We start from the raw sequence: 23,411 nt of genomic DNA, 5'->3' as shown, positions 1-23,411 counted from the left end.
CTATAAGGTACATGTTTTAACGCATAATTAAGCTATTAAAGTTTAATAACTAATTGATTACGTCCTGCATCTTTAGCCTGATAAAGTGCAGCATCAGCTCTTGATATAACTGATTTTTGCTCCTCTTCTCTCATCACAGTTAAACCAAAACTGGCGCGAATTGGTAAAGATAACTCACCAACTTCGCACATTTCACTGTTCAACCTTGAGATCATACTATTAATAATAACCGTTGCATCTGGCACAGAGCATAGTGGTAGTACAATTACAAACTCCTCTCCGCCAAAGCGATACACATCATCAGAAGTACGTAGTGAGTGAGTTAAAAAAGCAGAAAAACGTTGTAATACAACATCCCCCACCTCGTGGCCATGGGTATCATTCACACGTTTAAAATAATCAATATCAGCCAAAATAACACAGACCTGTTTTGACTCACCTTGTTGCTGCTGAGTGAGCCTTTGGTACTCTGGGAAAGCATTATCAAAAGCGCGGCGGTTAGGCAGTTGAGTGAGTGAGTCTTTGAGTGCTTGGGTTTTCATTTCGTGAGCAAGTTGCGCAAGCTGAGTATTCCTTACAAACAGCTCCCTACGGATAATATGCTCATGAGCAGCCATAATCATGCCTGCTAAGTTGGCCGCAACATGCGCTAAAATAACCATATAAAGGGAGTGGCTAGAGATGTCTTTATTAAAATAGATAACAGAGATAGCAAGGGCACTATATGAAATACTTAAAAATACCGATAACTTAATTGATACTAGGGTCGAAAAATAAAATGTGATCAAAATGATCACATCAAAAAACATATGAAGAATGTAAAAACGTTCATAAGTAATAGCCATAAACTGCATATTCAAAAATAAGAAAAGCATAAATACAGATATTACCAATCGAAATAACTGGATTGTTTTAATATAACTCAGACCAAATGCACTCAAAACACATACTGAAACCATAATTGTTCGGCCTGTTAGAGCAATATCTGGCCAATATGAAGCTTGAATAATCATCTTATCGAAGAAGGTTACAAGCGTGGTAACTAATGCAATTATGCAGCACAAAAACTGCGCTATCTTTTTATCTTGCGCGAATTTACTTTGTAAAAATATTTGCTCTACCTGCAGCGACTTAAATTGACAGGCATAGCGCTCAATCGACATATCTTCGTTTAATAATTTTGCTGCAAAAGCGCCCATAAATAAATGCCTACTACGAAAGGAAGTGAGGGGTGTTCGATTAAAGAGCAACTACTCTAGTATAGAGTGTATGCTCACTAATTAAACTAGTATTTTTGTATAAAAATACGACAAAAAACCCCAAATAAAAGTATAGTAGACAATAATTTAAATAGGAAAATATTCTAAATTTCAGTTATTTAATTTCTTCACCTGCTTCATCACAGTCTACAATATCGGTTTCTTTTAGGGCTTCGCAGATCCAACTTTGCATTACCGGGCAACTAAGTACGTGCTGGCAATAAACTTGTGCAGCATGCGAAAGCGTAACCTGATAGGTTTTAAAGCGCAGCACCACAGGTGCAAACATCGCATCAACAATAGAGAACTCTCCAAATAACCAGGTATTAGGGTAACTTTGCTGCTGAGTAGAGAATATCTCATCGATACGTGCAATGTCTTTTTTAGCTTGCTCTGATAATTCAACATGCCTTTTAGCGCGGATATTCATTGGCATTTCATTACGAAGTGCAGCAAAACCAGAGTGCATCTCAGCCGCTAGACTGCGCGCTCTTGCTCTTTGAGCTATTTCACTAGGCCAAGCAGCACCATTTAGATAAGCATCATTGATGTATTCACAAATAGCGAGTGAATCCCATACGGTTAACTCAGCATCAATAAGGGCCGGCACTTTTTGCACGGGAAACTTACTTTTTAATGCTTCATAAAACTCAGGCGTATCTAAAACTAATTGTTGTTCTGTAAAAGAAATATTGAATTTACTTAGTAAATACCACGCCCGCAATGACCAAGTTGAGTAGTTTTTATTGCCAATAAATAATTGCATTGTGCTTCCTTTAACGTTTAGATTAGACCCACTATAAAACAGCAATTGGGTAATTACTCGCCAATTGTTTTGATGCTACCCATAAGAAAAGCTGATACATTATGGATATTGATGCCCTCAGAACTTTTTGTGCCTTTGTTGATACAGGCAGTTTCACCCGCGCTGCAGCACAAATTTGCAGAACCCAATCTGCGGTAAGTATGCAAATGAAAAAGCTTGAACAAGACCTCGCAAGTCCGCTATTTGAAAAGCAAGGTCGTCAACTGGTGCTAACCCATCAAGGCCACCAGCTAGCAAGCTATGCAAAGCAATTGATAGCGCTTCATGATGAAGCCTTTAAGCAATTAAAAGCAGGCACTGGCAATTTACGTGTGCGCATTGGCTGCCCTGACGACTATGCCCACTCTTTACTACCAGAGCTTGTTGATGCTTTACACCAACAATTTAATGCACTGGATTTACAAATAAGCTGCGCCCCTAGTACTGAGCTTAGAGCCAAACTAGACCAAGGTTTGCTCGATTTAGTAATTGCCACTCGCTCGCCAGACAGCGAAGAAGGCTACTTATTGCAATCAAGCCAAGGCGTGTGGGTGAAAAGCCCTGCTTTTGAGATTAACGATTCAACCCCACTTCCAATCGCCTTGTTTCAACGAGACTGTAAGTTTCACCAAGCCAGTATTGAGGGTCTATTAAAGGCCGAGCGTCGTTTTAATATTATTGCCTGTTGTGGCTCAGCGGGAGCGTTACATGGCTTGATTAAACAGGGACTGGCAATTGGCAGTATGGCGCGAATAAGCATGCAATCGGGTGTGGAAGAGATCAGCGGTACCTCACTTCCGGTACTGCCTGTTATTGATATCGTCCTGCTATACGGTAATCACGCCCACAACCCTCTCAGTCATGAGCAGCTTAAACAGCTTGTGGAGTTGATTAAGACGTAAAAAAAGCGCGATGATAATCATCGCGCTCATTAACTGCGTTTACTTTATTTAAAGTCGCGCTTAAATTGAACCTTTGATTGGTCCATGTTCGTGGCTCACATGTGGGTTTTGACCACGTTGGCGCAATAAGTGATCCATTAAGGTAATCGCCATCATCGCCTCAGCAATAGGAATTGCACGAATACCTACACATGGGTCATGACGTCCTTTGGTGATCATCTCTACCGCTTCGTTGCTGGTATTAATGCTGTTACCCGGTATGGTAATGCTTGAAGTTGGCTTAAGTGCGATAGAGGCAATGATATCTTGCCCTGTCGAGATACCTGCAAGTACACCGCCCGCGTGATTAGATGTGAAACCATCAGGAGTTAACTCATCACGGTGTTCAGAGCCTTTTTGCTCAACCACATCAAAGCCATCACCAATCTCAACGCCTTTTACCGCATTAATGCTCATTAATGAGTGTGCTAGCTCTGCATCTAGGCGATCAAATACTGGCTCGCCAAGACCAACAGGCACATTTTTAGCAACCACTTTAACTTTAGCGCCTACCGAATCACCTTGTTTTTTTAGGTCGCGCATGTATTCATCAAGCGCGTCTAATTTACTCGGATCAGGGAAGAAAAATGCATTGTTTTCCACTTCATCCCAGTTGTAATCTTCTGCTTTAATTGGCCCAAGTTGGCTCAAACAAGCACGTACTTCAATACCATGAAATTGTTTTAGGTATTTTTTTGCAATTGCACCCGCCGCTACACGAATCGCTGTTTCACGGGCAGAAGAGCGACCACCACCTCGGTAGTCACGAATACCGTATTTATGCCAATAGGTATAATCACCATGACCTGGGCGAAATACATCGGCAATTTTGCCGTAATCTTTTGAACGTTGATCGGTGTTTTCAATCAGTAAACCAATGCTAGTACCTGTGGTTTTACCTTCAAATACACCAGAAAGAATTTTTACTTCGTCACTTTCGCGGCGCTGTGTTGTATAACGACTTTGCCCCGGCTTGCGACGGTCTAAATCAATTTGTAAATCGGCCTCGCTAATTTCAAGACCTGCTGGTGTGCCATCAACAACGCCGCCTAATGCAACGCCGTGGCTCTCACCAAAGGTGGACACTTTAAATAGTTGCCCGATGCTATTACCTGCCATTAATTTTCCTCATTCCTAATGACTACTGAGACCGAGCCCTCAGGCTCGGCTTTTAAAATCTGCTGTTAATCTGCAAAATATTTAACAAGTTGCTGTTTGCTGATCACAAACACGCCAAGACCACCTTGTTCAAATTCAACCCACTCAAATGGTGCGCCTGGGTACAGCTCTTCCATATGTACCATAGAGTTGCCAACTTCGACAAATAACAAACCGTTATCAGTTAGATGCTCGGCAGCTTCAGCTAAGATGGTGCGAGTAACATCAAGACCATCATGACCCGATGCTAAACCAAGCTCTGGCTCGTGATGGAATTCACGAGGTAAATCAGCCATATCTTCAGCATCAACATACGGTGGGTTAGCTACGATCAGGTCATATTTTTGACCCGGAACACCACTAAACACGTCTGACTGTATTGGCAATACACGGTTATTTAGCATGTAATCGCTAATATTAATATCAGCAACTTCGAGCGCTTCATATGAAATATCAACCGCATCAACCTGTGCCTCTTCAAATGCTTGTGCAAGTGCAATAGCGATACATGCAGAGCCGGTACATAAATCAAGAATGCGCGTTACTGAGCTTGGCTCTTCTAACCAAGGTGCAAAGCGATTATTAATTAACTCTGCAAATGGCGAACGTGGAATTAACACGCGCTCATCAACATAAAAAGGCATACCTGCAAACCACGCGGTGTTAGTCAGGTACGGTACTGGCGTACAATCATTAATACGCTCTGCAATTAGTTCAGCTAAACGATTTTTCTCGGTGCTGGTTAAACGCGCATGCATTAACTCTTTTGGCGCGTCGATTGGCAAGCTTAATGCGGGTAATAGTAAGCTAACTGCTTCATCCCACGCGTTATCTGTACCGTGCCCAAAGAAAATACCACTGCTGGCAAATTGACTGGTTGTCCAACGTAACCAATCATGCAACGTTGAAAGTTCTGCAATTGCCTCGTCTAAAATTGCGTCTTCTATCTGGAAATGGTTCATGTATGTTCCTTAACTTTCAAAGTCTGTTCTGACGCGTATTGTACCGTCTTTTCAGTTGGTTTTTACTCGATTTTTAGCGTTTTTTTGTTTAGACTGCCGCCATGAAAAAAGATCCCCACGCCAACAACCACATTAGCACTGACGATATTGACTTATTTCGTCAGAGTATCAGTGGTGCCAAAGCATTTAAACAAGACACTATTCGATTCACCAATAAGCCTAAAGTGTCACAAGCGAAGCAATTTTCCCAGCAAAAAAAGCAACATCAGGCAGAATTTTTCTTTTCTGATGAATATGTACCAGACATCGACACTCATGGCACAGTAAGTTATGTCAAACCAGGTCACGATAGCTTTTTAGCAAAACAGCTTCGCCGTGGAGATTACCCACCTGATTTAACCCTTGATTTACATGGCTTAAATAAAGAATTAGCCAAAGATGAGCTAGCGGGTTTAATTCATGAGTGTAAAAAACAGCATTACTATTGCGCTTGTGTTGTGCACGGCATTGGTGAGCGCATACTTAAACACAAGGTACCGCAATATTTAGTACAACACCCTGATGTGATTGCTATGCACCAAGCACCTCTTGAATTTGGTGGTAAAGGTGCGGTACTTATTTTAATTAATCTTCCACAAAGTGATGAGTTCAGACGCTAACGTCTTCTTATCAAAAGGCCTAAAGTGCATATTTTTTCGATTATCTTTCCACTAATTTTTATCGTGTTAAGTGGTTACATTAGCTCGCGAAGCACGTTTTTATCGAAAGAGCATGTAGCAGGGTTAAGTAAGTTCACTTTTTACATTAGCGTGCCTGCTTTTCTATTTTTAAATATGGCCCAAGCCGATTTACAAAATAGTGTGTCTATTGCAGGCTTTTTGAGCTTTTACATTCCGGTATTGGCCATTTACGCCCTCGGCTATGTTCTTGACCGCTATCTCATTAGCAAGCAATCTGCGCCGTCACGTCATGCTGTATTTGCCCTTGGCAGTAGTTACTCAAATACCGTACTGGTAGGTTTACCTATTATTATTGCTGCACTTGGGCGACAGATGGTCGGCATTGTCTTTATGATCATCACTTTTCATAGCGCACTTTTGTTTACCCTTACCTTTTTGCTCAGTGCTAAGTCGCAGCAAACATTCTCTTGGCGAGCATTTGCTAAAAACATGCTGTTGAATCCAGTCGTGTTAAGCATCAGTAGCGGCTTGGCTGTTAACCTACTTGGCTTTACCCTTTTTGATAATTTAGCTAATGGCCTGAGTCTACTTGCCAAACCTGCCATTGCCTGTGCGTTATTTGTATTAGGGGCGAACCTTGCGTTTTATAAAGTGGCCGACAACTTACAAGCCTCAATCATCGCAACCATCATCAAGCTTGTTGTGTTACCGTGCGGGGTCTACTTTTTTGCAGGCAGCGTATTCAATCTAGAGCAATCATTACTGAACGTGTTAGTACTTTTAAGCGCCTCTCCTTTAGGGGTCAACGCTTATCTAATCGCCAATCAAATTAAGCAACACCAAGCGACACTGGCAAGTAGCGTCGTGCTTTCAACAGTATTGAGTGTGGTGAGCTTTAGCATCTGGTTAAGTATTTTACTTTAGTTTTATAAGCCACCAGATACATCGATAAAACTGCCCGTTGTGAATGAGGCTTGCTCACTTGCCAAAAAGTAAATTGCTGAAGCGACCTCGTCAACTTCACCACCGCGTCCTAGCGGCAACTTAGATTTTAACCTATCGACTCGGTTTGCTTCACCGCCATCACGGTGCATATCGGTATAAATAAGGCCTGGCCTTACCGCGTTTACCCGAATACCTTTACTCGCGACTTCTTTGGCAAGGCCAATCGTGAAAGTATCAAGCGCTCCTTTGGATGCGGCATAATCTAAATATTCATTTGGCGAGCCTGTGCGTGAAGCACCCGATGAAACATTGACAATACTGCCTTTGTCCATACGCTTTATTGCTTCTCGCGCGCACAAAAAGGCGCCAGTAACATTACAACTTAAAATAGCGTTGATACGCTTAGCATCCATCTCTAATAACGGCGTTTGCGGCATCATCATCGCTGCGTTATTAACTAACACATCTAACCGCGAAACCTTAGCATCTAATTTAGCGAACATGGCGAGCACTTGCTGCTCATCGGCAATATCAGCTTGCAACAAATACGCATTCACGCCATAGGTTTTTAACTTATCAGCGACTTGATTTGCACTTGCTTGATCTGACTTATAGTTAATACACACATCATAGCCATGTTTAGCAAACAGCTTTGCTGTCGCTGCGCCTATACCGCGGCCGCCTCCGGTAATAAGAACCACAGGATTCGTGCTCACTCTGACTCCTTGAAAACTAACTTAAACTGCTCACACACCAACGGCATCTCTGGGTGACATTGATAGCCTGTACCTGCGAGCTCTCGTTGATAATAATCACAATGCACACGCTGCCAGTACTCAAGGCTTTTGTCGCCCTCGCCTTCTAATGCGGCGTAATCGGCGCTTATTTGATTATATGGGGTAATAGTTACAGAGACGGTTTCAATAATACCGAGGGGCTGTCCCTGCCAATTGGTAAAAATGGCTAAATCACCAACTTGTGGAAGAGCTTCATTATTGGCTTTAAACCAATAAAGTGAAGGGGTTGTTGCTTGTTTTACGCCATTTAAAACCAGCAATGCGCAGTCATTGGCATCTTGCTCATTGTCGCAAAAATGCCAATGTGGCAGTTCAATCACTTCGCCCCCTGATTGCTCATTAAAGCGAGTAATCATCTGCGCGATACGCTGCTCGTTACTTAACGGCTGCAACGACAGAAATCTCAACGAGTAGTGCATCGCGCGCCATTTTTGCCTCAACACAAGCGCGAGCTGGTGCATGACCCTGTGGCACCCATGCATCCCAAACAGCATTCATCTGTGTAAAGTATTCCATGCTCTTCAAGTAAATTGTGGCACTTAGCATGTGCTCTTTGCTACTACCTGCTTCAATAAGTAGCGCTTCGACCTTATCTAGCATGGTTTGAGTTTGTTCGGTGATATCTTTTTCGGCATCAGCACAAACTTGGCCGCATAGGTATACTGTGCCGTTATGCTTAACGATACGGCTCATACGCGCACCGGTTTGTAAACGTTCGATTGTCATAGTAAGAACTTAAAAAATTAACAGTGGCGCTAATTTAGCAAATCCACTGTTAGATTTCGACGTTATTTGGCGAGTGAATACTGAGGTAGTGACTGCGCTGTTTGTGTTCATCATATTCGATAACAGCAACCGCCCCGGTATTGAAGATTGGCATATGACCAGGGCTTAACTGGTCAACTAAGTAGCTAACAATTGGCATATGGGCAACGACCAACCAGGTATTGCAGTCTGGATGCATAGCAATCAGGGTTTCTAGGTAATCAGCAGCAATTTGCGGTACACCATCAGGGGTAATATCACTGCAGGTTTCATTAAATTGTAACGAAATATGTTGTGTCGCATCCAAAGCAGTTTGTTGTGCGCGAATGTAAGGACTTACCAACAGAGCATCAGGTTTATGGTGTGTCGCTAACCACTGCCCCATTCGACTGGCTTCTTGGTGACCGGTCTCGGTCAGTTGTCTTGCTGCATCATCTGCTTGCATTGGCGTAGCTTCGCCATGGCGCATGATTAAGATTGTTTTCATAAAAAATCAACCGATTAAAGAATATAAAACAGTAGCCAGTTTGCTTGATTGTTCGCTATATTAGAATATCATCACTAGATACATTAAACATCCGCTTATGATATTCAGGTAGATTTTCGTAGCTCTGTCTTTTTTAGCTTTCCTGAAAATATCATCTGTTGTTAGGACATTAACGCACTCTTTCAGGAGCATCTTTTGAATATCAGCCGCAATGATAACAGAACATATCAACCCCTAACACTGGACAATGGTCTAAAAGTACTTTTAGTGCAAGACTTAGAGTCAACAAAATCAGCGGCTTCAATGGCTATTAACGCAGGCCATTTCGATGACCCCCTTGATAGGCAAGGTCTCGCGCACTTTTTAGAGCATATGCTTTTTTTAGGTACTGACCTGTACCCAGAATCGGGCGGATTTTCTAATTTTGTATCGCAATCTGGTGGCAACACCAATGCCTGGACTGGCACTGAGCACACTTGCTACTTCTTTGATATTAATAACCAACAGTTTGCTGAGGCACTGGCACAATTCAGTCGTTTTTTTATTGCCCCACTCTTAAATCCTAAAGAGACAACTAAAGAACGGAATGCTATAGACGCAGAATTTAAACTAAAAATAAAAGATGACGGCCGCCGTATTTATCAGGCTCATAAAGAAACTGTTAACCCAGCGCACCCTTTTGCAAAGTTTTCTGTCGGTAACCAGCAAACCCTCGCGGATCGTGAGGGCTGTATCAGTGATGAGCTACGTGCTTTTTTCGATAGCCACTATCAGGCTCAGTGGATGACACTGGTGATATGTAGCAATGAAGATATTGCGACCATGACCACCTGGGTAAAACAGTTATTTAGCGAAATTAAAGGTCAGCCAAAAAGTAAAGAGATCATAGAGCAGCCACTTTACCGTAAACAAGACTTAGGTAAGGTGCTGCATATTGAGCCACATAAACATATGCAAAAGCTCATTATTAGCTTTGCGATGCCAAATATTGATGACTTTTACCGTCACAAAACCGTTAGTTTTATCGCTCACTTACTTGGCTACGAAGGCAAAGGTTCGCTGTACTCTATTCTAAAAGAGCAAGGCTGGATCAATGCCCTCTCAGCAGGTGGTGGCATTAATGGCAGTAACTTCAAAGATTTTAACGTAAGCATGGCGTTGACTGATGAAGGTATTGAATACTATGAAGATATCGTCGAAATGGTGTTTGAGTATATCTGCTTGATTAACCAAAACTGCGATAAATTGCCGCGCCTTTATCAAGACAAAAAGAACCTCTTGCAAATTGCCTTTGATAACCAAGAAAAAGCACGTTTAATTGATTGGGTTAGTAACTTAAGCATTAATATGCAGCATTACGATGAAGCCAACTATGTGCAAGGCGATTATTTAATGGAAGGCTTTAACCGCTGCGCTCATGAAATTGCCATGCAATGGCTAACACCTGATAACATGCGCTTGGTACTCATTCATCCAGGTGTTGAGCCTGAGCACACTACAGCTTGGTACAACACCCCATATAAAGTAGAAGACATCTCAGCAAGTTGGTTAGAAGCGCTTAGTGAAATAAACACGCCATTACCACAGATGTGCTTACCAAGTGCTAACCCATACCTCACAAAAGATGTTGAACTATTACCATTAGACGAGCCAAATAAATCACCTGAGCTTTTAGTCACACGAGACGGCTTTGATTTTTGGTTTAAACAAGACGCAACTTTCAGAGTAGCTAAAGGGCATTTTTACTTAGCAATGGATTCAACCTTTGCAATTAAAGATGTTAAACACATGGCCCTTACCCGCTTATTTGCAGACCTGTTTATGGACAGTGTTGCTGAGCAATTTTATCCAGCAGAATTGGCTGGTCTTAGTTATCACTTAACCTCGCACCAAGGTGGCTTAACCCTACATACTGCGGGTCTTTCATCGAGTCAGTTAGAGCTGGTTAATGAGTTACTTGAAGCACTCTTTAATGTTGAAATCTGCGCAAAACGCTTTGCTGAATATAAAAAGCAGCTCGTTAGACACTGGCGAAACAGCAATCAAAACAAACCTGTTAGTGAGCTATTTAGTATTTTGGGTGCGCAAATCATGCCTTGGAACCCAGAGCCAAATGCCTTAGCACAAGCTTTAAAAGATACGAGCTTCCATCAATTTAATTGCTTTAGAAATGAGTTTTTTAAAGCCTTGCACGTTGAGTCTTTTTTACATGGTAACTGGCAACGCTCTGATGCGCTTAAGTTCCAAAAGCAAGTGACTGAGCACCTAGCTGACAGCACAACAATTATTGATTTAACGCGACCGCTAAACGATATAACCGAAGTAGATCAACAGCGCTTCACGTTAAATTGCAGCGATCATGCGATGGTGCTTTACTACCAAGCACAAACTGACGACACCATCGAAAAAGTACAAATGATGGTACTTAATCATTTAATAAATCAAGATTACTTTAATGAGCTAAGAACCAAGCAACAGCTCGGCTATTTAGTTGGTGCAGGCTATGCACCTTTCAATACCCGTGCAGGTATTGCTTTTTACGTGCAGTCACCTATGCATAGTGCTGATGAGATACTTCAGCGTCACCAGCAATTTATTAATAATTATGTGTCACAAGTAAACAACATTTCTGAGCAGCAATGGCTCGATACCAAAGCAGGTCTTGTTACACACATTGCTGAGAAAGATAAAAATTTACGCTTACGCTCGCAACGTTTATGGTTAGCAATCGGTAATCGCGATACTGAATTTAATATGCAGCAGCAGCTTTTAGAGGCGCTTGATAAGTTAACTCTTGAGCAGATGCAGCAATATATAACCGAAACGTTTAGTGATAACCGGCCAAGAATAGAACTTTTAAGTGAGTCAAAGGCCAAAAAACAGCCAAAAGCAACCCTTTCTTCGCATTCTCTTTGACTCGAACGCGTGCTTAGATTAGATTAATTGGTGCGATTTACGGTAATGCATTAATGATAAAAATAATAAAAATGATTTCTGCTTTTTTAACAATAAGTATGGCTGGGATTTTTTCAGCATCCGCCAGCCCCATAGAGCTTGAACAGAGCACATTGCTGCTTATTCCAAGTGCTATTATGATGCTGTTATTGCCGTACCTATTATTTATAATTTTCAAATTAAAGCGCTCTCGAAAACAACTGCGTATTTCAGAACATCGCTTAAAAAGTACCGTAGAAGGCAGTGGCGATACCCTCTGGGATTGGAATATTAAAACCGGAGAAGTGCTGCGAATTAATGATAAATACACCTCAGATACAAACAGTAGCAGCGGCTTTCCCCCTAACCGCGAATTGATTCACCCACACGACTTACAACACGTTGAAACAGCCCTAAAAAAACACTTTGCCGAACACACCGCCTTTTTTGAAGCAAGTTACCGGATTAAAGACAGCCTCGGTCGTTGGCATTGGGTACTAGATCGCGGCAAGATCATCGAAAAAGACACAAACCTCAACCCTTTGCGTATGACAGGCACTGTAAGAGATATTTCTCAGCTTAAATCAACAGAAGCCCGTTTAAACCTATTCGCTAAATGCGTTGAGTCGCTAACTGACGCCATCGCCATTTTCGATAAAAACTTTAAGCTGGTTGACTTAAACCCAAGCTTCTTAACGCTATTTGGTGGTACACGAGAGCAATATTTAAAGAAAGATTTTACCTTAAATGGCTATGACCAAAGCTATGTGGATGAAATTAAAGCCACTGTAAAAGCCACGGAGCATTGGCAGCAAGAGGTTAAACTTCGCAATGCGAAAAGGCAACTGCTACCAATTGAAATTTCAATTGATGAAATCAAAAATGAGCACAACCAAATATGTAACTATGTCGTTGTGTTTTCAGATCAAACTGAGCGTAAAAAAGCCGAATCACAATTACATAATTTATCGAACAGAGACCGCACAACGGGCTTACCTAACCGAAACTTGTTTTTCACCAATCTGAAAAAACTCGCTAAGCAAGACAACCATCACGCTTTATTAGTGTTTGACCTAGATAACTTTAAAAAGATTAACGACTCTCTGGGTCACCAACTTGGTGATAGCTTGCTATCTAAGCTTGCGATGCGCCTTAATAAGTTAACCCGTGAAAAAGATGTGTTTTATCGCCTAGGCGGTGATGAGTTTGCACTGGTAATGTCGGGTACCAACGATATACATACCATCACTCGCATGGCAAAACTCTTTTTAGCCGCAATTGCCACCCCTTTTAATATGGCAGGTCATGAACTGGTGATCACCTCAAGTGTCGGTATCGTGCTGTTCCCTGAAGATGGCAATACCCCAGAGCTATTACTTAAAAATGCGGATACTGCCATGTATCACGCAAAGAAAAAAGGCAATAGCTATCTGTTTTTCAACGACACTATGAACCGTGAAGCAGTTAAACGCTTACAAATCGAAAACTTAATGCGTTACGGCCTAAAAGAAGATCACTTTGAAGTGTATTACCAACCGAAGATGAATATTCGTACAGGTAAACTCGATGGTATGGAAGCGCTTGTGCGCTTTATTACCCCGAAAAAAGGTGTGATCAGCCCAGGAGTGTTTATTCCTATCGCTGAAGAAACTGGGCAAATTATCGAAATTGGTGAAGTAGTTTTAAATAAAGCATGCCGCGATGTTAAAGCATGGATAGACCAAGGCTTATTCAACGGTCGTGTTGCTGTGAACTTATCAGCTAAGCAGTTTAGCTTACCTGATTTAACCACTCGTATTGATGTGATTTTACAAAAGAATGAACTGCCCTCTTATTTCCTTGAACTTGAGATCACCGAAGGTACGGTTATGGACGACCCTAACGAAGCAATTGCAGTCATGCGTTCACTCAGTGCTCGTGGTATTCACCTTGCAATGGATGACTTTGGTACGGGTTACTCTTCATTAGCCTATCTTAAGCAGTTCCCGCTTAATACCTTAAAAGTTGATAAAGCCTTTATTGATGATATGCAATCAGAGCGTGGCCGCAATATGGTTGACTCAATTGTGACCATTGCCCATAACCTTGATTTGCATGTAGTTGCAGAAGGGGTTGAACAAGCCGAACAAGTTGTGATGTTAGAGCAGTTAAAGTGCCAGACGGTTCAAGGCTACTATTACTCTAAGCCACTGTCTCAGCCAGAGTTTACAGCCTTCCTACAAAAGCAACTCGATAAATCTGCGCCGAGCCTGTTAAAAACAGCAAAAGTTTAAGGTCGCCAGCCACACGATTGGCGGCCAACATGGCGCACAAATGCGCGGCGGTAATGCACGTTAAACAAACACCAAGCGACAGGCCCAAGCACTCCACCTAACAGCATCCAACGCTTTACTGGCATCCCTTTAGACAGAGACTCTAAATACATCACCAAAATAAATACACAGCTCAAAAATACAAATAACACACAGCACCTCATTAAAATCAGCGGCAGTGTACATAATTTCAGCAAACATTGAAACTTCACTCATGCTATACCCTCTATAAGGCTTATTTATACTGACCTTTATGGTAGTTAACCTTACTTTCTAGGCTGTTGAAATGATGTACAAAAACCAACCTTTTTGCTATTATCGGAACGTGCTACCAGCACCAAGGAATATACAAAAATAATCATGAGGAATCGTTATGTCTGAAGAATCAGCTAACATCTATGAAGCACCAGAAGCTGAGCTTACTCAGCAAAATAATGGTGGTAATAAACCTATTTTAAACTTTGACCGCTTCTCTGCTTGGGGCGTGTTCTTTTTAAGTCTTATCACATTGGGTATTTACGCAATTTACTGGCTAGTAAGCCGCACAAACAAAGCAAACGCGCTTGCCAAACATCAAGTTAACCAAAACCTAGTTTATGGTTATATAGCCCTTTACGTAATTAACATTGCAGTAGCGTTTACATCAATACCTGAAGTATTTTCTTCTATAATCTCAATTATTACTTTTATTGTTGGCCTAGTATTTATTTTCTCGTTACGTGCCTCACTTAAAGAGCTAATCAATGAAGGCAGTAACGAACCAGTGCATTTAAGTGGCATACTGACATTTTTCTTTTATGCTATTTATTTCCAATACAAAATTAACGAAGCTATTGATAATCAAAAATAATCGTTCCGTTATTTAATAAAAAAGGCATTGAATTCAATGCCTTTTTTATTGTCAGTTGCTATTAGGTTATTACAATGCCCCAGAGTGCTTCACATTTAAATAGGTGTTAAGCACATGCGGCAGTAACTGCTCAGGGTTACAGTCTATGGCTATCACCCCTTGTTTTTTTAGCTTCGCCATATTGGCTTTATGTGAATTTAGTAGTGCTAATGCTGTACAATAGCTGGTTGCATCTTCGTACTTTTCAATAGGCTCATCGAGCACCTCATTTACAGCACGGTTATTAATATTGATAAGTGCCACTAGGTGGTGTTTTTGTAATAACTTTATTGCAGGCATCAACTCCTCAATGCTTTGCTCATCAAGGGTGGTGACTAATAACACTAAAGAACGTTTACTGCGTTTAGCGATTAATTGGTTTACAGCCACTAAATAGTCACTGCTGCTCTTATCTGGGTATAGATCATAAAAGTGATTCATCACCCTTGATACATTTTGTGCGCCTTTTACATCGGGTAACCAGCGCAAGTTTTGGTTAAAGCTTTGCATGCTAAACCAATCACCTTGCTTTAAAACTGTATGCGACAGCAGTAGCAATGCATTTAAAGCATGATCAAAGTGGCTGCCTTCATTGGCTTCAATGGCCATTTTTTTAGAGGCATCGAGCATCACTATGACGTGTTGATTTTGCTCTTCTTGATACTCTCGAGAAATGAGTTTTCGACGCTTACTGGTCGCCTGCCAGTCTATCTGTCTAACACTATCACCTTGGCGATATTCACGTAATTGCTGAAACTCGATACCATCACCGCGCTTTTTAGTGAGCTTTAAGCCTGAAATAGGCTTATTCACTACGCCATTTAAATGCTGCTTTGAAGTAACCCGGCTAAAATCTGGATACACTTTTAATTGAATTGCTTGCACAGCTAACCAGTTTGTTTGCCAAAGGCCAAATGGCGACCCTACCCTAAGTTCAATGGCGCTGATCTGGGCATCACCTCGTTTGTGAGCGCGTAATGTAAAGCTTTGCTTTACTTGTTGCATTGCATCAATAAACACCGTTTGCTGTGGCTTTTGCAGCTCAATAGCATTACTTAAATGAACACTGACATCTAGCATGGTCGCATGCTTCGCTTTGTTTTTAATCACTACCTGCAATGCTTGGCGGCGATACAAAGCCATGTTGAGATTCGTTTGTGCACTTACTTCAAGTAAAGGCTCTGACTTCGCCGCCATATAATCTATAAATGCGACCAATAAAGGCACTAAGAGCAAGACCGTTAGCACTAAGCTGTCAACTGATGCAATGGCACAGACAAGCAACAATAACAGCAACAAAGCTGTTAATTGTACTAAGCGTTTTGCAGGCCTATGCTTGATGCGTTTCATGAGCGTGGCGCTTCAACACTGGCTAAAATGGCATTGATCACTTCATCGAATGACACCCCTTCCAACTCCAAATCAGCCGATAAAATTAATCGGTGTCTTAAAATATTCACTGACACTGACTTCACATCATCTGGGGTTACAAAGTCACGGCCATTCATCAATGCCATTACTTTTGCCGCTTTAATGATATTAATTGAGGCACGTAACCCTGCGCCATGCAATACGCCTTGCCAAGTTCGTGAACTACGCACGATATCGACGGCATAATTCAGTATTTGTTCGTCTACTAAGATATCTGCACAAAGCTGTTTAATTTCCGCAATTCGATTAGCATCCAATACCGCAGGGAGCTGCTCTACTTTGGTTTCATTAGAGACAATTTGTGTATTTAGTTTTAAAAGCTCAACTTCCGATTCATGAGAAGGAAAACCAAGCTCCACTTTCATCATAAAACGGTCTAATTCAGCCTCAGGCAGTGGGTACGTCCCTTCTTGATCTAATGGGTTTTGAGTGGCTAATACCATAAACGGTGAATCAATAGATAATGACTCGCCATCAATGGTGATTTGTTGCTCTTGCATCACCTCAAGAAGAGCTGATTGCGTTTTAGCTGGTGCACGGTTGATTTCATCAGCCAGCAAAATATTAGTAAATGCTGGGCCTTTTTTGATATTAAATTCACCTGATTTCATATCATACAAACTATGGCCAACAACATCTGAAGGCATTAAATCAGGTGTAAACTGCACGCGCGAAAAGTCTACATTTAAGCTTTTTGCTAAGGCTCTAACCAGTAGCGTTTTACCAAGCCCTGGAACCCCTTCAAGTAACACATGACCACCCGCAAAGAGCACCGTAAGCACATCTTCAACAATGGCATCTTGACCAACTAACACACGCGAAATGTTATGCTTTACTTGTTTTACTGCATCAGCTGCCTCAACTAAGCTCATGCGATTAGTGTCTAATTCCGTGCTCATAAGGCATTCCTTAATTGTTTATATCGTTTTATATATTCTGTTCGTTGTTCTTTGGACTCAGGCAACTTGCTAGCAAGCAACTCAGCCACCTGTTGTTTTTCAAAATGAGTTAAATTAGCGATGATCTGCGCCTGCTTTTCAGCACTAAGCATCTTAAAGTTAGGCACTCGCGACTCTACTTTGGCGTAAAAATCTTTCTTGAGTGCAGTAAATAACACGGCTTCGTGACCATGCTCTGAATAGAAATTTGCTACTGCACGAATATGCTGATTAAAGCTGGTTTTTATATCGAAGTCAGGAGCATAAGAGCGGCCGATGCGACTACTGATATGCCACACTGCAAGCACAATTAATAACAGCAACGTCACCACAAATTGCCAGCTCCAGTGCCATAACTTGGCAAACCAATTTGGGTAAGTCAGATAAGGTACATAGGTTACTTTTTCAGCCCCTTTACTTAACCAAAGTAATAAACTGCCATGATCCAGATGGCGAAGTCGGTAATTGGTAAAAGGTAACAGCGATGGCATCACAATGACCCTACCTTGACCAAATGCAAAGTCACACATCAAAGTATCGCCGTTATCATTATTTGTACTCACACCGGGGCAGTTTTCAATAAAAAAGGCACTGCTTAGCTCAAGGTCAAGCTGAGTGATTTCATCAATTGATAAAGTACTATTTTTATTCCCTTCTTTGAGCATCGCAAAATCATATTCAAATACATCTTCTTGGCTTTCTACATTGATGCCAAGCTGACTAAAAAATACGGTGCTATCAATCGCCAGCTCATCACGTTGCCTGTTTAATACATAAATTAAACGTCCGCCATCAGCGACCCAATCAGCAAGCTGTACATCTAACTGGTAAGAGTCAGCAAGCACCGCCTCATCCAAAATTAAGATACTTTGTGGGTCTATGTTTAACTCATCACTTTGTGCTTGCTCTGCCAAGCGTTTGTTTTTATTCCAATCGATACCATTGGCTTTAAGTAGCCGCTTAGCCATCGTAAAGTTATCTCTTGCTACATCACTATGAAAGCCAATTTCTATTTCTTTTTTCTGCCAATCTAAAGAAGCAATACCAGCAATAACAAATAAGCTAAACACCACTAGCGCCGCTATGAGCACAACCTTAAGCTTCATGGGCTTGCTCCTTAGTCTCTGTTGTCATTGCCGTAATTTGCTCTGTCAGCTCGATAAAATCGATATCAGGGGTTTTATGGCCCCAAGCAACCGTGACCCACGCAGAAAATAAGCGGGCAAAAATTGCTTGTCCTTGATTTGGCACCCTAGCATCAATTGCACGTTTACATTCGCCCTCAGTCATAGAGCGGTGCAAGCGCACTTCATGTTGTTGCTGCGCCCAACTCAGCGCATGATGAAGCAAATACGCCAGCGCCAAGCGGTGCTCACCTCGCTCAAAACACTGCTTTGCTGCGGCAATTAAATCTGTAGGTAAATCTTTACTTTTAATCTCTGCAAATAAGGTTGGGATAACAGCCTCTTCATTCACTTTACTGCGCTCAGGCAAGCTTAAGTTGGCAAAAAAGCCACGCTTTTGCATCAGGTAATAAACTAGCCAAATAACTAATAAACCGACCAATACCCAAACTAACACGCCAAACACTTCGCCAATGGCAGTAAACACATCGATAAGCCATGACAAGTCACTATCTGATGAACTCGCTTTTGCTTCGATATTTGGCACCCATGTGGTCTCAGTTTCAATGACATTAGGCTCATTATAAAGAGCAGTAACTTGCTCTTTTACCGCTTGCTTATCGATTTGCTCTGCATAGCTTGTTGATGGTTGCAGCGTAAACGTTGTAAGTATAAGTAGTGCTACAGCACTGACTACGCCTGCAAGACGGGTGCGAATATTTTTAAATGCCAGCTCTATATCCCAGCCTTCTAATTCAACTCGACGGTGTAAATAAGCAAGAAATCCACCTGTTACAAATAACGGTGCGACTAACGAGATACTGATGATATAAATAAAGTTAAACGCTATCTCAACCCAGATTGGCGCTTCGAGTATTTGGTACATGGCTTCTTGTGCAGAGAATGAATGGGGCACAAGTGCAATTGTCAGTGCCGATATTCCCATCAATAAGATAAACTCAAAATGTACACAGAACAGCATCCACAATGTCTGCTTAGGCTTAGTTGAAGCAAACAACACCTGCTTACGCTTAGTTTTGCGTTCACCTGATAGTCGTTCAAGCTGTTCAACTGGAGCTAAAAATGCTCTGTTTGGGCTGAGCCTAAAAACGGTTAAATGCGCCAACATATCAGCGATTTTTAACTGCTTGAGTGACTTTAAGCTACTCATTATGTTGACTGGCTGATTGAAAACCGCTTTTGACATGTAATCGAGTAAAGGTCGCTCAAATACAGGTTTAAGCCACCAAACAACAAAGCCACCTATGCCCCAGCTTAATAAAAAGCCGACAATCAAAAATACGGGTACTGCCAACATTAAATACAAAGAGACCAATGCCACAGCATGCTGCTTAACTAGCAACACTGTTAAATCAAAGGTTTCGTAAGCACTGCGTTTGCGAGGGTTGAAGCTAAGACGATTAAGCTCCATAGCGCATTCCTCTGTATAGGCGAAAAATGACATAAGCCCAGCAACCGCTGCCAACTAAATATTTAACTTCGTTAGCAATATCACGGGGTGACCAAAATGCTTCGATAAAAGCGGCAATGACTAACATCAAAAATGCGCCAACAATCAGTGGAAGCGCTTTTTGTGCAGCCTGTTTCATCGCATATGCGCGGGTATACTGTCCAGGGTTTAACAAGCCGTAACCTATTTGACACCCGGCCGCTGAGGCAATAATGATAGCGGTTAACTCAAACGAACCATGGGTTATTACAAACGAGAAAAATGGCCCTTCAAATCCAACATTCACAATGTGAGCTGCAACAGCACCAAAATAAAAACTATTGAACAATAAGAAAAAAGCAGCGCCAACACAGAACAATACGCCACCTGCAAACATCTGAAATGCAATTCCAATGTTATTGTAGATATAGACCCCGAACATCATCAGATCTTGCGATGCGCCGCGCTCAGCCGATTGAACGCTACCACTAGGGTTATACATTTGTTCGATATTAAGTACTGTGCCTTGCCCTAAAAATGTATACGCAGCATCAGGGTCAATTGTCACCCAAATAAAAGCAATTAAGGCCAATGCCCAAAATGCCAATAAGTTAATACCAAGCATTAAACGATTTTCATACAGTGCACGCGGAAATGCCGTGCGGGCCACATGCCATATTTCAGAAAATTGATTGCTTCGAGATAAATAAAGGCGCTTCTGCCCTAACTGCACCAACCTGTTTATTTGCTCAATCAACACCGGGCTGTATTGACGACTTTGCGCAATGGCTAAATCATTACAGACTTTGCGGTACAAATTAGGGAAATTAACAGGTAAAGACTCTGCACTATTTTGTTCACAAAGCGCTTCAAATTCATCCCAACTGACACTATTTGATTTTACAAATTGAGTTTGCTTCATTGCTTACCCTCCTGCTGCGGGTAATCGCTATCGAGTTGAACTTGACCAGCAAAGTGGCGTGCATAACTAACAAGCTGCGCCTCAATCTCATGCTCTTCAGCAGAAAACGGTGCAGCTAAAATAGCTGCCAACTCACGGCGCCTTGCATCAGATAATTCATCATGACGCTCTGCAAAAGCTAGCACAGCTAATTGCTCTTCTGTGGTTAAGCTAATGGTAGGAATATGCACTTCACCTTGAGATAATTCAGGGCGCGTAGCTAACTCATCGTCGTAAATGACCATGGTGCCTGCAGCCCAATCACCAATGCGTTTAAAACGGTTGTTAAACAACATAACCACAAGGCCTAAGAAATAGCCTATAGGTAGCATATCGGCTGGGCGTAGTAGGTTACGCACTACAATTTGCGAAAAGCTTGCTGGTAAGCCATTGTCTTGCACAACACGGATTTTAAGGCGTTTTTTACCCGGCGTTTGGCCACTTTCCATTTCAAACAGGATGTTATAACCCCATGAAATTAAAAAGTAAGCAATTAATATAAGTCCCTGCCCAGCATCGCCAAAAAAGGCAAATACAGTACCTACAGCAAGTAAAACCAAACTACGGATAATAAAATCGATAATGTAGGCATAGCTTCGGGCAACAACGCCAGCGGGAGTAATGGCGATATCAACGCCTTCGGGGAGTTTGATGTATTCTCTGTTTTCCAATCCGTGGTTCAACATTAATCTACTACTGGTATTTATTATTGTTTTCGTAAGCCAATAATAATGCGCGTTTTTCGTTCCTTTTTCAATGAATTTTGTTATGAGCGCGTTACAAATAAAACAAAAAAACCGGCTATAAGCCGGTTTCCAAAAGGGTACAGAGTTATTTTTCTGCGCGACCCATAAATTTATGCTCAACGGTATTAATACGAATACGGTCGCCTGTTGAAATATGCTCAGGAACTTGAATCGTTAAACCCGTTGTTAAACGTGCAGGCTTTGAACGTGCACTTGCTGAAGCGCCCTTGATTGAAGGGTCAGTTTCTTCAACTACAAGCTCAACACTCGATGGTAAATCTAAGCCAACTGGCGAGCCATCAATCACAATAACGTGAAGACCTTGAGTTTCTTCATTAACGAATAAAATCTCTTCGCTGATCGCTTCTTTATTTAGGTTATATGGCGTGTAGTCTTCGTTATCCATGAAAACATACTCTTCACCGTCAATGTAAGAGAACATAGCTTCACGACGAATGAGATCAGCAAGCTTTAGCATGTCGCTGTCTTTAAATGTTTCATCAACTTTACCGCCTGTTACCACATCGTATAAACGCATGCGGTATAAACTGCCACCAGCACGACCTTGTGGTACAGAACGTTGAATATCTTTAACTACTAAAACACGGCCGTTATGCTCGATAGCGGCGCCTTTTTTAACTTCACTTGCCTTAGGCATGGGTGTATTCCTATCGTTTTTTGATGACAGAAATTTACCACGTAATGGCTTTTGTTCAATAAAAATTTACAGTTTTGACTGGCTGCCGTTATTTATTCGATTTTTCAGCAAATTATGACAATAGTTGTCTCAAAACTACGAAAAAGCTGCTATCTTTATAACTACGAAAAATGACTTCAAGGATTGGATCATGAATCAACACACAGTACACGAGTATTTAATGAAAAAGCCATTGGTGATGATCACCCAACCATTTGGCCAAGATGTCGACGTTTACAAGGTGAATCATAAAATGTTTGCCACCCTTGCCGAGGGCAAAGAAGGCCAAACAGACGATGAAGGAAACCTTGTATGGTGGCTAAATCTGAAATGCGATCCAGATGAAGCCCAAGCACTGCGTGATATTTTCCCGTCGGTGATCCCGGGTTATCACATGAACAAACGTTTATGGAATACGGTTATTTTAGACGGCACCGTACCACAAGGAGAGATTGAACGAATGATTGATAATTCGTTTGATTTAGTGGTTGCGAATATGCCAGAAAAAGACAGAAAAGCGATTGAGCTTCATCTGTAAAATTGCGCACTGATCACGCTCGGTGATCAGTGCAACTTAAATGAAAATGATGATCGGTATACAAAACACCGCCAATAGCATACGCATCTAGCTGCTTATCGACTAACTGAAAACCACATTTCTCAAGTACTTTTTCTGAACCGATATTACCCTCGGTAACAACCGCTTTAAATTCACGTACAGCATGTTCTGATTTGGCGTAATCAAGCACTGCTTGCAAAGACTCTGTGGCATAGCCACGACCATAAAAATTAGGCAGCAACAAATAACCGACTTCTTGACTATCTGGCACTGTTGATGAAGTAAACCCAGTTACCCCCACCTCTTTACCTGTACTGGTTTCAACAATAACTAAACAAAGTGGTGAATTCGAATTTGGCTGCCAAGGCTTTAAACGTTCATTAAACTTAGCTCGCAACTGCGCCTCTGAGGGCTTATCGAAGCATTTAGCTATAACTTCAGCATCATTATGCAAAGTATAAAACAATGGCCAATCATCGGCATTTAACAGCCGTAATGTTAATCGCGCAGTGGTGAGAGTCATGGTGATTAATCGCTTTGTAAATAAACCTAGTTATAACAAACAGATTTC

Annotated in this window: 24 protein-coding genes; 7 read left to right on the top strand and 17 right to left on the bottom strand. The window is 41.6% G+C overall.

Annotated elements, in window-relative coordinates; genetic code table 11:
* Nucleotides 1–35: 35 nt before the first annotated feature.
* Nucleotides 36–1,199, bottom strand: coding sequence for a GGDEF domain-containing protein (locus ABMY41_RS10775; protein ID WP_130166688.1), 1,164 nt, complete (start codon nt 1,197–1,199; stop codon nt 36–38).
* Nucleotides 1,200–1,374: 175 nt separating this feature from the next.
* A complete protein-coding gene (locus tag ABMY41_RS10770) occupies nt 1,375–2,025 on the bottom strand; it encodes a glutathione S-transferase family protein (RefSeq protein WP_289097172.1) in 651 nt (216 codons plus the stop codon).
* A 101-nt stretch (nt 2,026–2,126) separates the two neighbouring features.
* Between ABMY41_RS10770 and ABMY41_RS10765 the strand changes: the two genes are divergently transcribed.
* Nucleotides 2,127–2,966, top strand: coding sequence for a LysR family transcriptional regulator (locus tag ABMY41_RS10765; RefSeq protein ID WP_349274655.1), 840 nt, complete (start codon nt 2,127–2,129; stop codon nt 2,964–2,966).
* Between the two features lie 60 nt (nt 2,967–3,026).
* On the opposite strand, the gene aroC is transcribed toward ABMY41_RS10765, so the two are convergent.
* Nucleotides 3,027–4,124 (bottom strand): chorismate synthase, encoded by a 1,098-nt coding sequence (gene aroC, locus ABMY41_RS10760; protein ID WP_058586334.1) that lies wholly within the window; start codon nt 4,122–4,124, stop codon nt 3,027–3,029.
* A 65-nt stretch (nt 4,125–4,189) separates the two neighbouring features.
* Nucleotides 4,190–5,125 (bottom strand): 50S ribosomal protein L3 N(5)-glutamine methyltransferase, encoded by a 936-nt coding sequence (gene prmB / locus ABMY41_RS10755; protein ID WP_289097174.1) that lies wholly within the window; start codon nt 5,123–5,125, stop codon nt 4,190–4,192.
* A gap of 101 nt (nt 5,126–5,226) precedes the next feature.
* Here prmB and smrB point away from each other — a divergent pair, with 101 nt between their 5' ends.
* Nucleotides 5,227–5,784 (top strand): endonuclease SmrB, encoded by a 558-nt coding sequence (gene smrB, locus ABMY41_RS10750; protein ID WP_054562116.1) that lies wholly within the window; start codon nt 5,227–5,229, stop codon nt 5,782–5,784.
* Nucleotides 5,785–5,808: 24 nt separating this feature from the next.
* Nucleotides 5,809–6,729 carry an AEC family transporter gene (locus ABMY41_RS10745; protein WP_349274654.1) on the top strand — a complete coding sequence of 307 codons (921 nt, stop codon included), beginning with the start codon at nt 5,809–5,811 and terminating at the stop codon, nt 6,727–6,729.
* A 2-nt stretch (nt 6,730–6,731) separates the two neighbouring features.
* On the opposite strand, the gene ABMY41_RS10740 is transcribed toward ABMY41_RS10745, so the two are convergent.
* Genes ABMY41_RS10740 through sixA form a run of 4 tightly spaced genes read right to left on the bottom strand, consistent with a single transcriptional unit; the run spans nt 6,732 to nt 8,799 of the window.
* A complete protein-coding gene (locus ABMY41_RS10740) occupies nt 6,732–7,466 on the bottom strand; it encodes an SDR family oxidoreductase (RefSeq protein WP_349274653.1) in 735 nt (244 codons plus the stop codon).
* Nucleotides 7,463–7,939 (bottom strand): ASCH domain-containing protein, encoded by a 477-nt coding sequence (locus ABMY41_RS10735; protein WP_349274652.1) that lies wholly within the window; start codon nt 7,937–7,939, stop codon nt 7,463–7,465. The genes ABMY41_RS10740 and ABMY41_RS10735 overlap by 4 nt, the downstream gene beginning before the upstream one ends.
* On the bottom strand, nt 7,923–8,273 hold the full coding sequence (locus ABMY41_RS10730) for a RidA family protein (RefSeq protein WP_349274651.1): 351 nt from the start codon (nt 8,271–8,273) through the stop codon (nt 7,923–7,925). The genes ABMY41_RS10735 and ABMY41_RS10730 overlap by 17 nt, the downstream gene beginning before the upstream one ends.
* A gap of 49 nt (nt 8,274–8,322) precedes the next feature.
* The gene (gene sixA, locus ABMY41_RS10725; RefSeq protein WP_058586339.1) at nt 8,323–8,799 is read right to left on the bottom strand and encodes a phosphohistidine phosphatase SixA; all 477 of its coding nucleotides are present in this window, start codon (nt 8,797–8,799) and stop codon (nt 8,323–8,325) included.
* Nucleotides 8,800–8,994: 195 nt separating this feature from the next.
* Between sixA and ABMY41_RS10720 the strand changes: the two genes are divergently transcribed.
* Nucleotides 8,995–11,715, top strand: a complete 2,721-nt coding sequence (locus tag ABMY41_RS10720; protein WP_349274650.1) for an insulinase family protein — start codon at nt 8,995–8,997, stop codon at nt 11,713–11,715.
* A gap of 98 nt (nt 11,716–11,813) precedes the next feature.
* Nucleotides 11,814–14,006 carry an EAL domain-containing protein gene (locus ABMY41_RS10715; protein ID WP_239963821.1) on the top strand — a complete coding sequence of 731 codons (2,193 nt, stop codon included), beginning with the start codon at nt 11,814–11,816 and terminating at the stop codon, nt 14,004–14,006.
* Here ABMY41_RS10715 and ABMY41_RS10710 read toward each other — a convergent pair.
* Nucleotides 14,003–14,197 carry a hypothetical protein gene (locus ABMY41_RS10710; RefSeq protein ID WP_058586342.1) on the bottom strand — a complete coding sequence of 65 codons (195 nt, stop codon included), beginning with the start codon at nt 14,195–14,197 and terminating at the stop codon, nt 14,003–14,005. The two genes, ABMY41_RS10715 and ABMY41_RS10710, sit on opposite strands and share 4 nt — an antisense overlap.
* A gap of 221 nt (nt 14,198–14,418) precedes the next feature.
* On the opposite strand from ABMY41_RS10710, the gene ABMY41_RS10705 reads away from it, so the two are divergent.
* Nucleotides 14,419–14,895, top strand: a complete 477-nt coding sequence (locus tag ABMY41_RS10705; protein WP_251600334.1) for a DUF4234 domain-containing protein — start codon at nt 14,419–14,421, stop codon at nt 14,893–14,895.
* A gap of 69 nt (nt 14,896–14,964) precedes the next feature.
* Here the strand turns inward: ABMY41_RS10705 and ABMY41_RS10700 are convergent, their stop codons facing one another.
* The 7 genes from ABMY41_RS10700 to yeiP all read right to left on the bottom strand — a co-directional run bounded on the left by ABMY41_RS10700 (nt 14,965) and on the right by yeiP (nt 22,242).
* Nucleotides 14,965–16,284: a DUF58 domain-containing protein gene (locus ABMY41_RS10700; RefSeq protein WP_349274649.1), complete on the bottom strand. Its 1,320-nt coding sequence runs from the start codon at nt 16,282–16,284 to the stop codon at nt 14,965–14,967.
* Nucleotides 16,281–17,264: a MoxR family ATPase gene (locus tag ABMY41_RS10695; protein ID WP_062566833.1), complete on the bottom strand. Its 984-nt coding sequence runs from the start codon at nt 17,262–17,264 to the stop codon at nt 16,281–16,283. The genes ABMY41_RS10700 and ABMY41_RS10695 overlap by 4 nt, the downstream gene beginning before the upstream one ends.
* Nucleotides 17,261–18,409, bottom strand: coding sequence for a DUF4350 domain-containing protein (locus ABMY41_RS10690; RefSeq protein ID WP_349274648.1), 1,149 nt, complete (start codon nt 18,407–18,409; stop codon nt 17,261–17,263). The genes ABMY41_RS10695 and ABMY41_RS10690 overlap by 4 nt, the downstream gene beginning before the upstream one ends.
* A complete protein-coding gene (locus ABMY41_RS10685; RefSeq protein WP_349274647.1) occupies nt 18,399–19,859 on the bottom strand; it encodes a hypothetical protein in 1,461 nt (486 codons plus the stop codon). The genes ABMY41_RS10690 and ABMY41_RS10685 overlap by 11 nt, the downstream gene beginning before the upstream one ends.
* A complete protein-coding gene (locus ABMY41_RS10680; protein ID WP_251600322.1) occupies nt 19,849–20,799 on the bottom strand; it encodes a stage II sporulation protein M in 951 nt (316 codons plus the stop codon). Before ABMY41_RS10680 ends, ABMY41_RS10685 begins: the two co-directional genes overlap by 11 nt.
* Nucleotides 20,796–21,524 (bottom strand): RDD family protein, encoded by a 729-nt coding sequence (locus ABMY41_RS10675; RefSeq protein WP_349274646.1) that lies wholly within the window; start codon nt 21,522–21,524, stop codon nt 20,796–20,798. Before ABMY41_RS10675 ends, ABMY41_RS10680 begins: the two co-directional genes overlap by 4 nt.
* 145 nt (nt 21,525–21,669) lie before the next feature.
* The gene (gene yeiP / locus ABMY41_RS10670; RefSeq protein WP_055020721.1) at nt 21,670–22,242 is read right to left on the bottom strand and encodes an elongation factor P-like protein YeiP; all 573 of its coding nucleotides are present in this window, start codon (nt 22,240–22,242) and stop codon (nt 21,670–21,672) included.
* A gap of 190 nt (nt 22,243–22,432) precedes the next feature.
* On the opposite strand from yeiP, the gene ABMY41_RS10665 reads away from it, so the two are divergent.
* Complete coding sequence (locus ABMY41_RS10665; RefSeq protein ID WP_054553214.1) at nt 22,433–22,819, top strand: MmcQ/YjbR family DNA-binding protein; 387 nt, start codon at nt 22,433–22,435, stop codon at nt 22,817–22,819.
* A gap of 13 nt (nt 22,820–22,832) precedes the next feature.
* Here ABMY41_RS10665 and ABMY41_RS10660 read toward each other — a convergent pair whose 3' ends face one another.
* Complete coding sequence (locus ABMY41_RS10660; protein WP_252948830.1) at nt 22,833–23,363, bottom strand: GNAT family N-acetyltransferase; 531 nt, start codon at nt 23,361–23,363, stop codon at nt 22,833–22,835.
* Between the last annotated feature and the right edge of the window lie 48 nt (nt 23,364–23,411).

This window comes from Pseudoalteromonas sp. BZA4 (assembly GCF_040104395.1).
In the GTDB taxonomy this organism is placed as follows: domain Bacteria; phylum Pseudomonadota; class Gammaproteobacteria; order Enterobacterales; family Alteromonadaceae; genus Pseudoalteromonas.
Note: the sequence above shows the minus strand (reverse complement) of the source record. Positions and strands in the feature narration are given on the sequence as shown.

What these genes read in the sequence shown, in the direction of transcription:
- ABMY41_RS10775 (WP_130166688.1), bottom strand. Translation starts at nt 1,199, where the DNA reads ATGGGCGCTTTTGCAGCAAAATTATTAAACGAAGATATGTCGATTGAG.
- ABMY41_RS10770 (WP_289097172.1), bottom strand. Translation starts at nt 2,025, where the DNA reads ATGCAATTATTTATTGGCAATAAAAACTACTCAACTTGGTCATTGCGG.
- ABMY41_RS10765 (WP_349274655.1), top strand. Translation starts at nt 2,127, where the DNA reads ATGGATATTGATGCCCTCAGAACTTTTTGTGCCTTTGTTGATACAGGC.
- aroC (WP_058586334.1), bottom strand. Translation starts at nt 4,124, where the DNA reads ATGGCAGGTAATAGCATCGGGCAACTATTTAAAGTGTCCACCTTTGGT.
- prmB (WP_289097174.1), bottom strand. Translation starts at nt 5,125, where the DNA reads ATGAACCATTTCCAGATAGAAGACGCAATTTTAGACGAGGCAATTGCA.
- smrB (WP_054562116.1), top strand. Translation starts at nt 5,227, where the DNA reads ATGAAAAAAGATCCCCACGCCAACAACCACATTAGCACTGACGATATT.
- ABMY41_RS10730 (WP_349274651.1), bottom strand. Translation starts at nt 8,273, where the DNA reads ATGACAATCGAACGTTTACAAACCGGTGCGCGTATGAGCCGTATCGTT.
- sixA (WP_058586339.1), bottom strand. Translation starts at nt 8,799, where the DNA reads ATGAAAACAATCTTAATCATGCGCCATGGCGAAGCTACGCCAATGCAA.
- ABMY41_RS10715 (WP_239963821.1), top strand. Translation starts at nt 11,814, where the DNA reads ATGGCTGGGATTTTTTCAGCATCCGCCAGCCCCATAGAGCTTGAACAG.
- ABMY41_RS10705 (WP_251600334.1), top strand. Translation starts at nt 14,419, where the DNA reads ATGTCTGAAGAATCAGCTAACATCTATGAAGCACCAGAAGCTGAGCTT.
- ABMY41_RS10700 (WP_349274649.1), bottom strand. Translation starts at nt 16,284, where the DNA reads ATGAAACGCATCAAGCATAGGCCTGCAAAACGCTTAGTACAATTAACA.
- ABMY41_RS10695 (WP_062566833.1), bottom strand. Translation starts at nt 17,264, where the DNA reads ATGAGCACGGAATTAGACACTAATCGCATGAGCTTAGTTGAGGCAGCT.
- ABMY41_RS10690 (WP_349274648.1), bottom strand. Translation starts at nt 18,409, where the DNA reads ATGAAGCTTAAGGTTGTGCTCATAGCGGCGCTAGTGGTGTTTAGCTTA.
- ABMY41_RS10685 (WP_349274647.1), bottom strand. Translation starts at nt 19,859, where the DNA reads ATGGAGCTTAATCGTCTTAGCTTCAACCCTCGCAAACGCAGTGCTTAC.
- ABMY41_RS10680 (WP_251600322.1), bottom strand. Translation starts at nt 20,799, where the DNA reads ATGAAGCAAACTCAATTTGTAAAATCAAATAGTGTCAGTTGGGATGAA.
- ABMY41_RS10675 (WP_349274646.1), bottom strand. Translation starts at nt 21,524, where the DNA reads ATGTTGAACCACGGATTGGAAAACAGAGAATACATCAAACTCCCCGAA.
- yeiP (WP_055020721.1), bottom strand. Translation starts at nt 22,242, where the DNA reads ATGCCTAAGGCAAGTGAAGTTAAAAAAGGCGCCGCTATCGAGCATAAC.
- ABMY41_RS10665 (WP_054553214.1), top strand. Translation starts at nt 22,433, where the DNA reads ATGAATCAACACACAGTACACGAGTATTTAATGAAAAAGCCATTGGTG.
- ABMY41_RS10660 (WP_252948830.1), bottom strand. Translation starts at nt 23,363, where the DNA reads ATGACTCTCACCACTGCGCGATTAACATTACGGCTGTTAAATGCCGAT.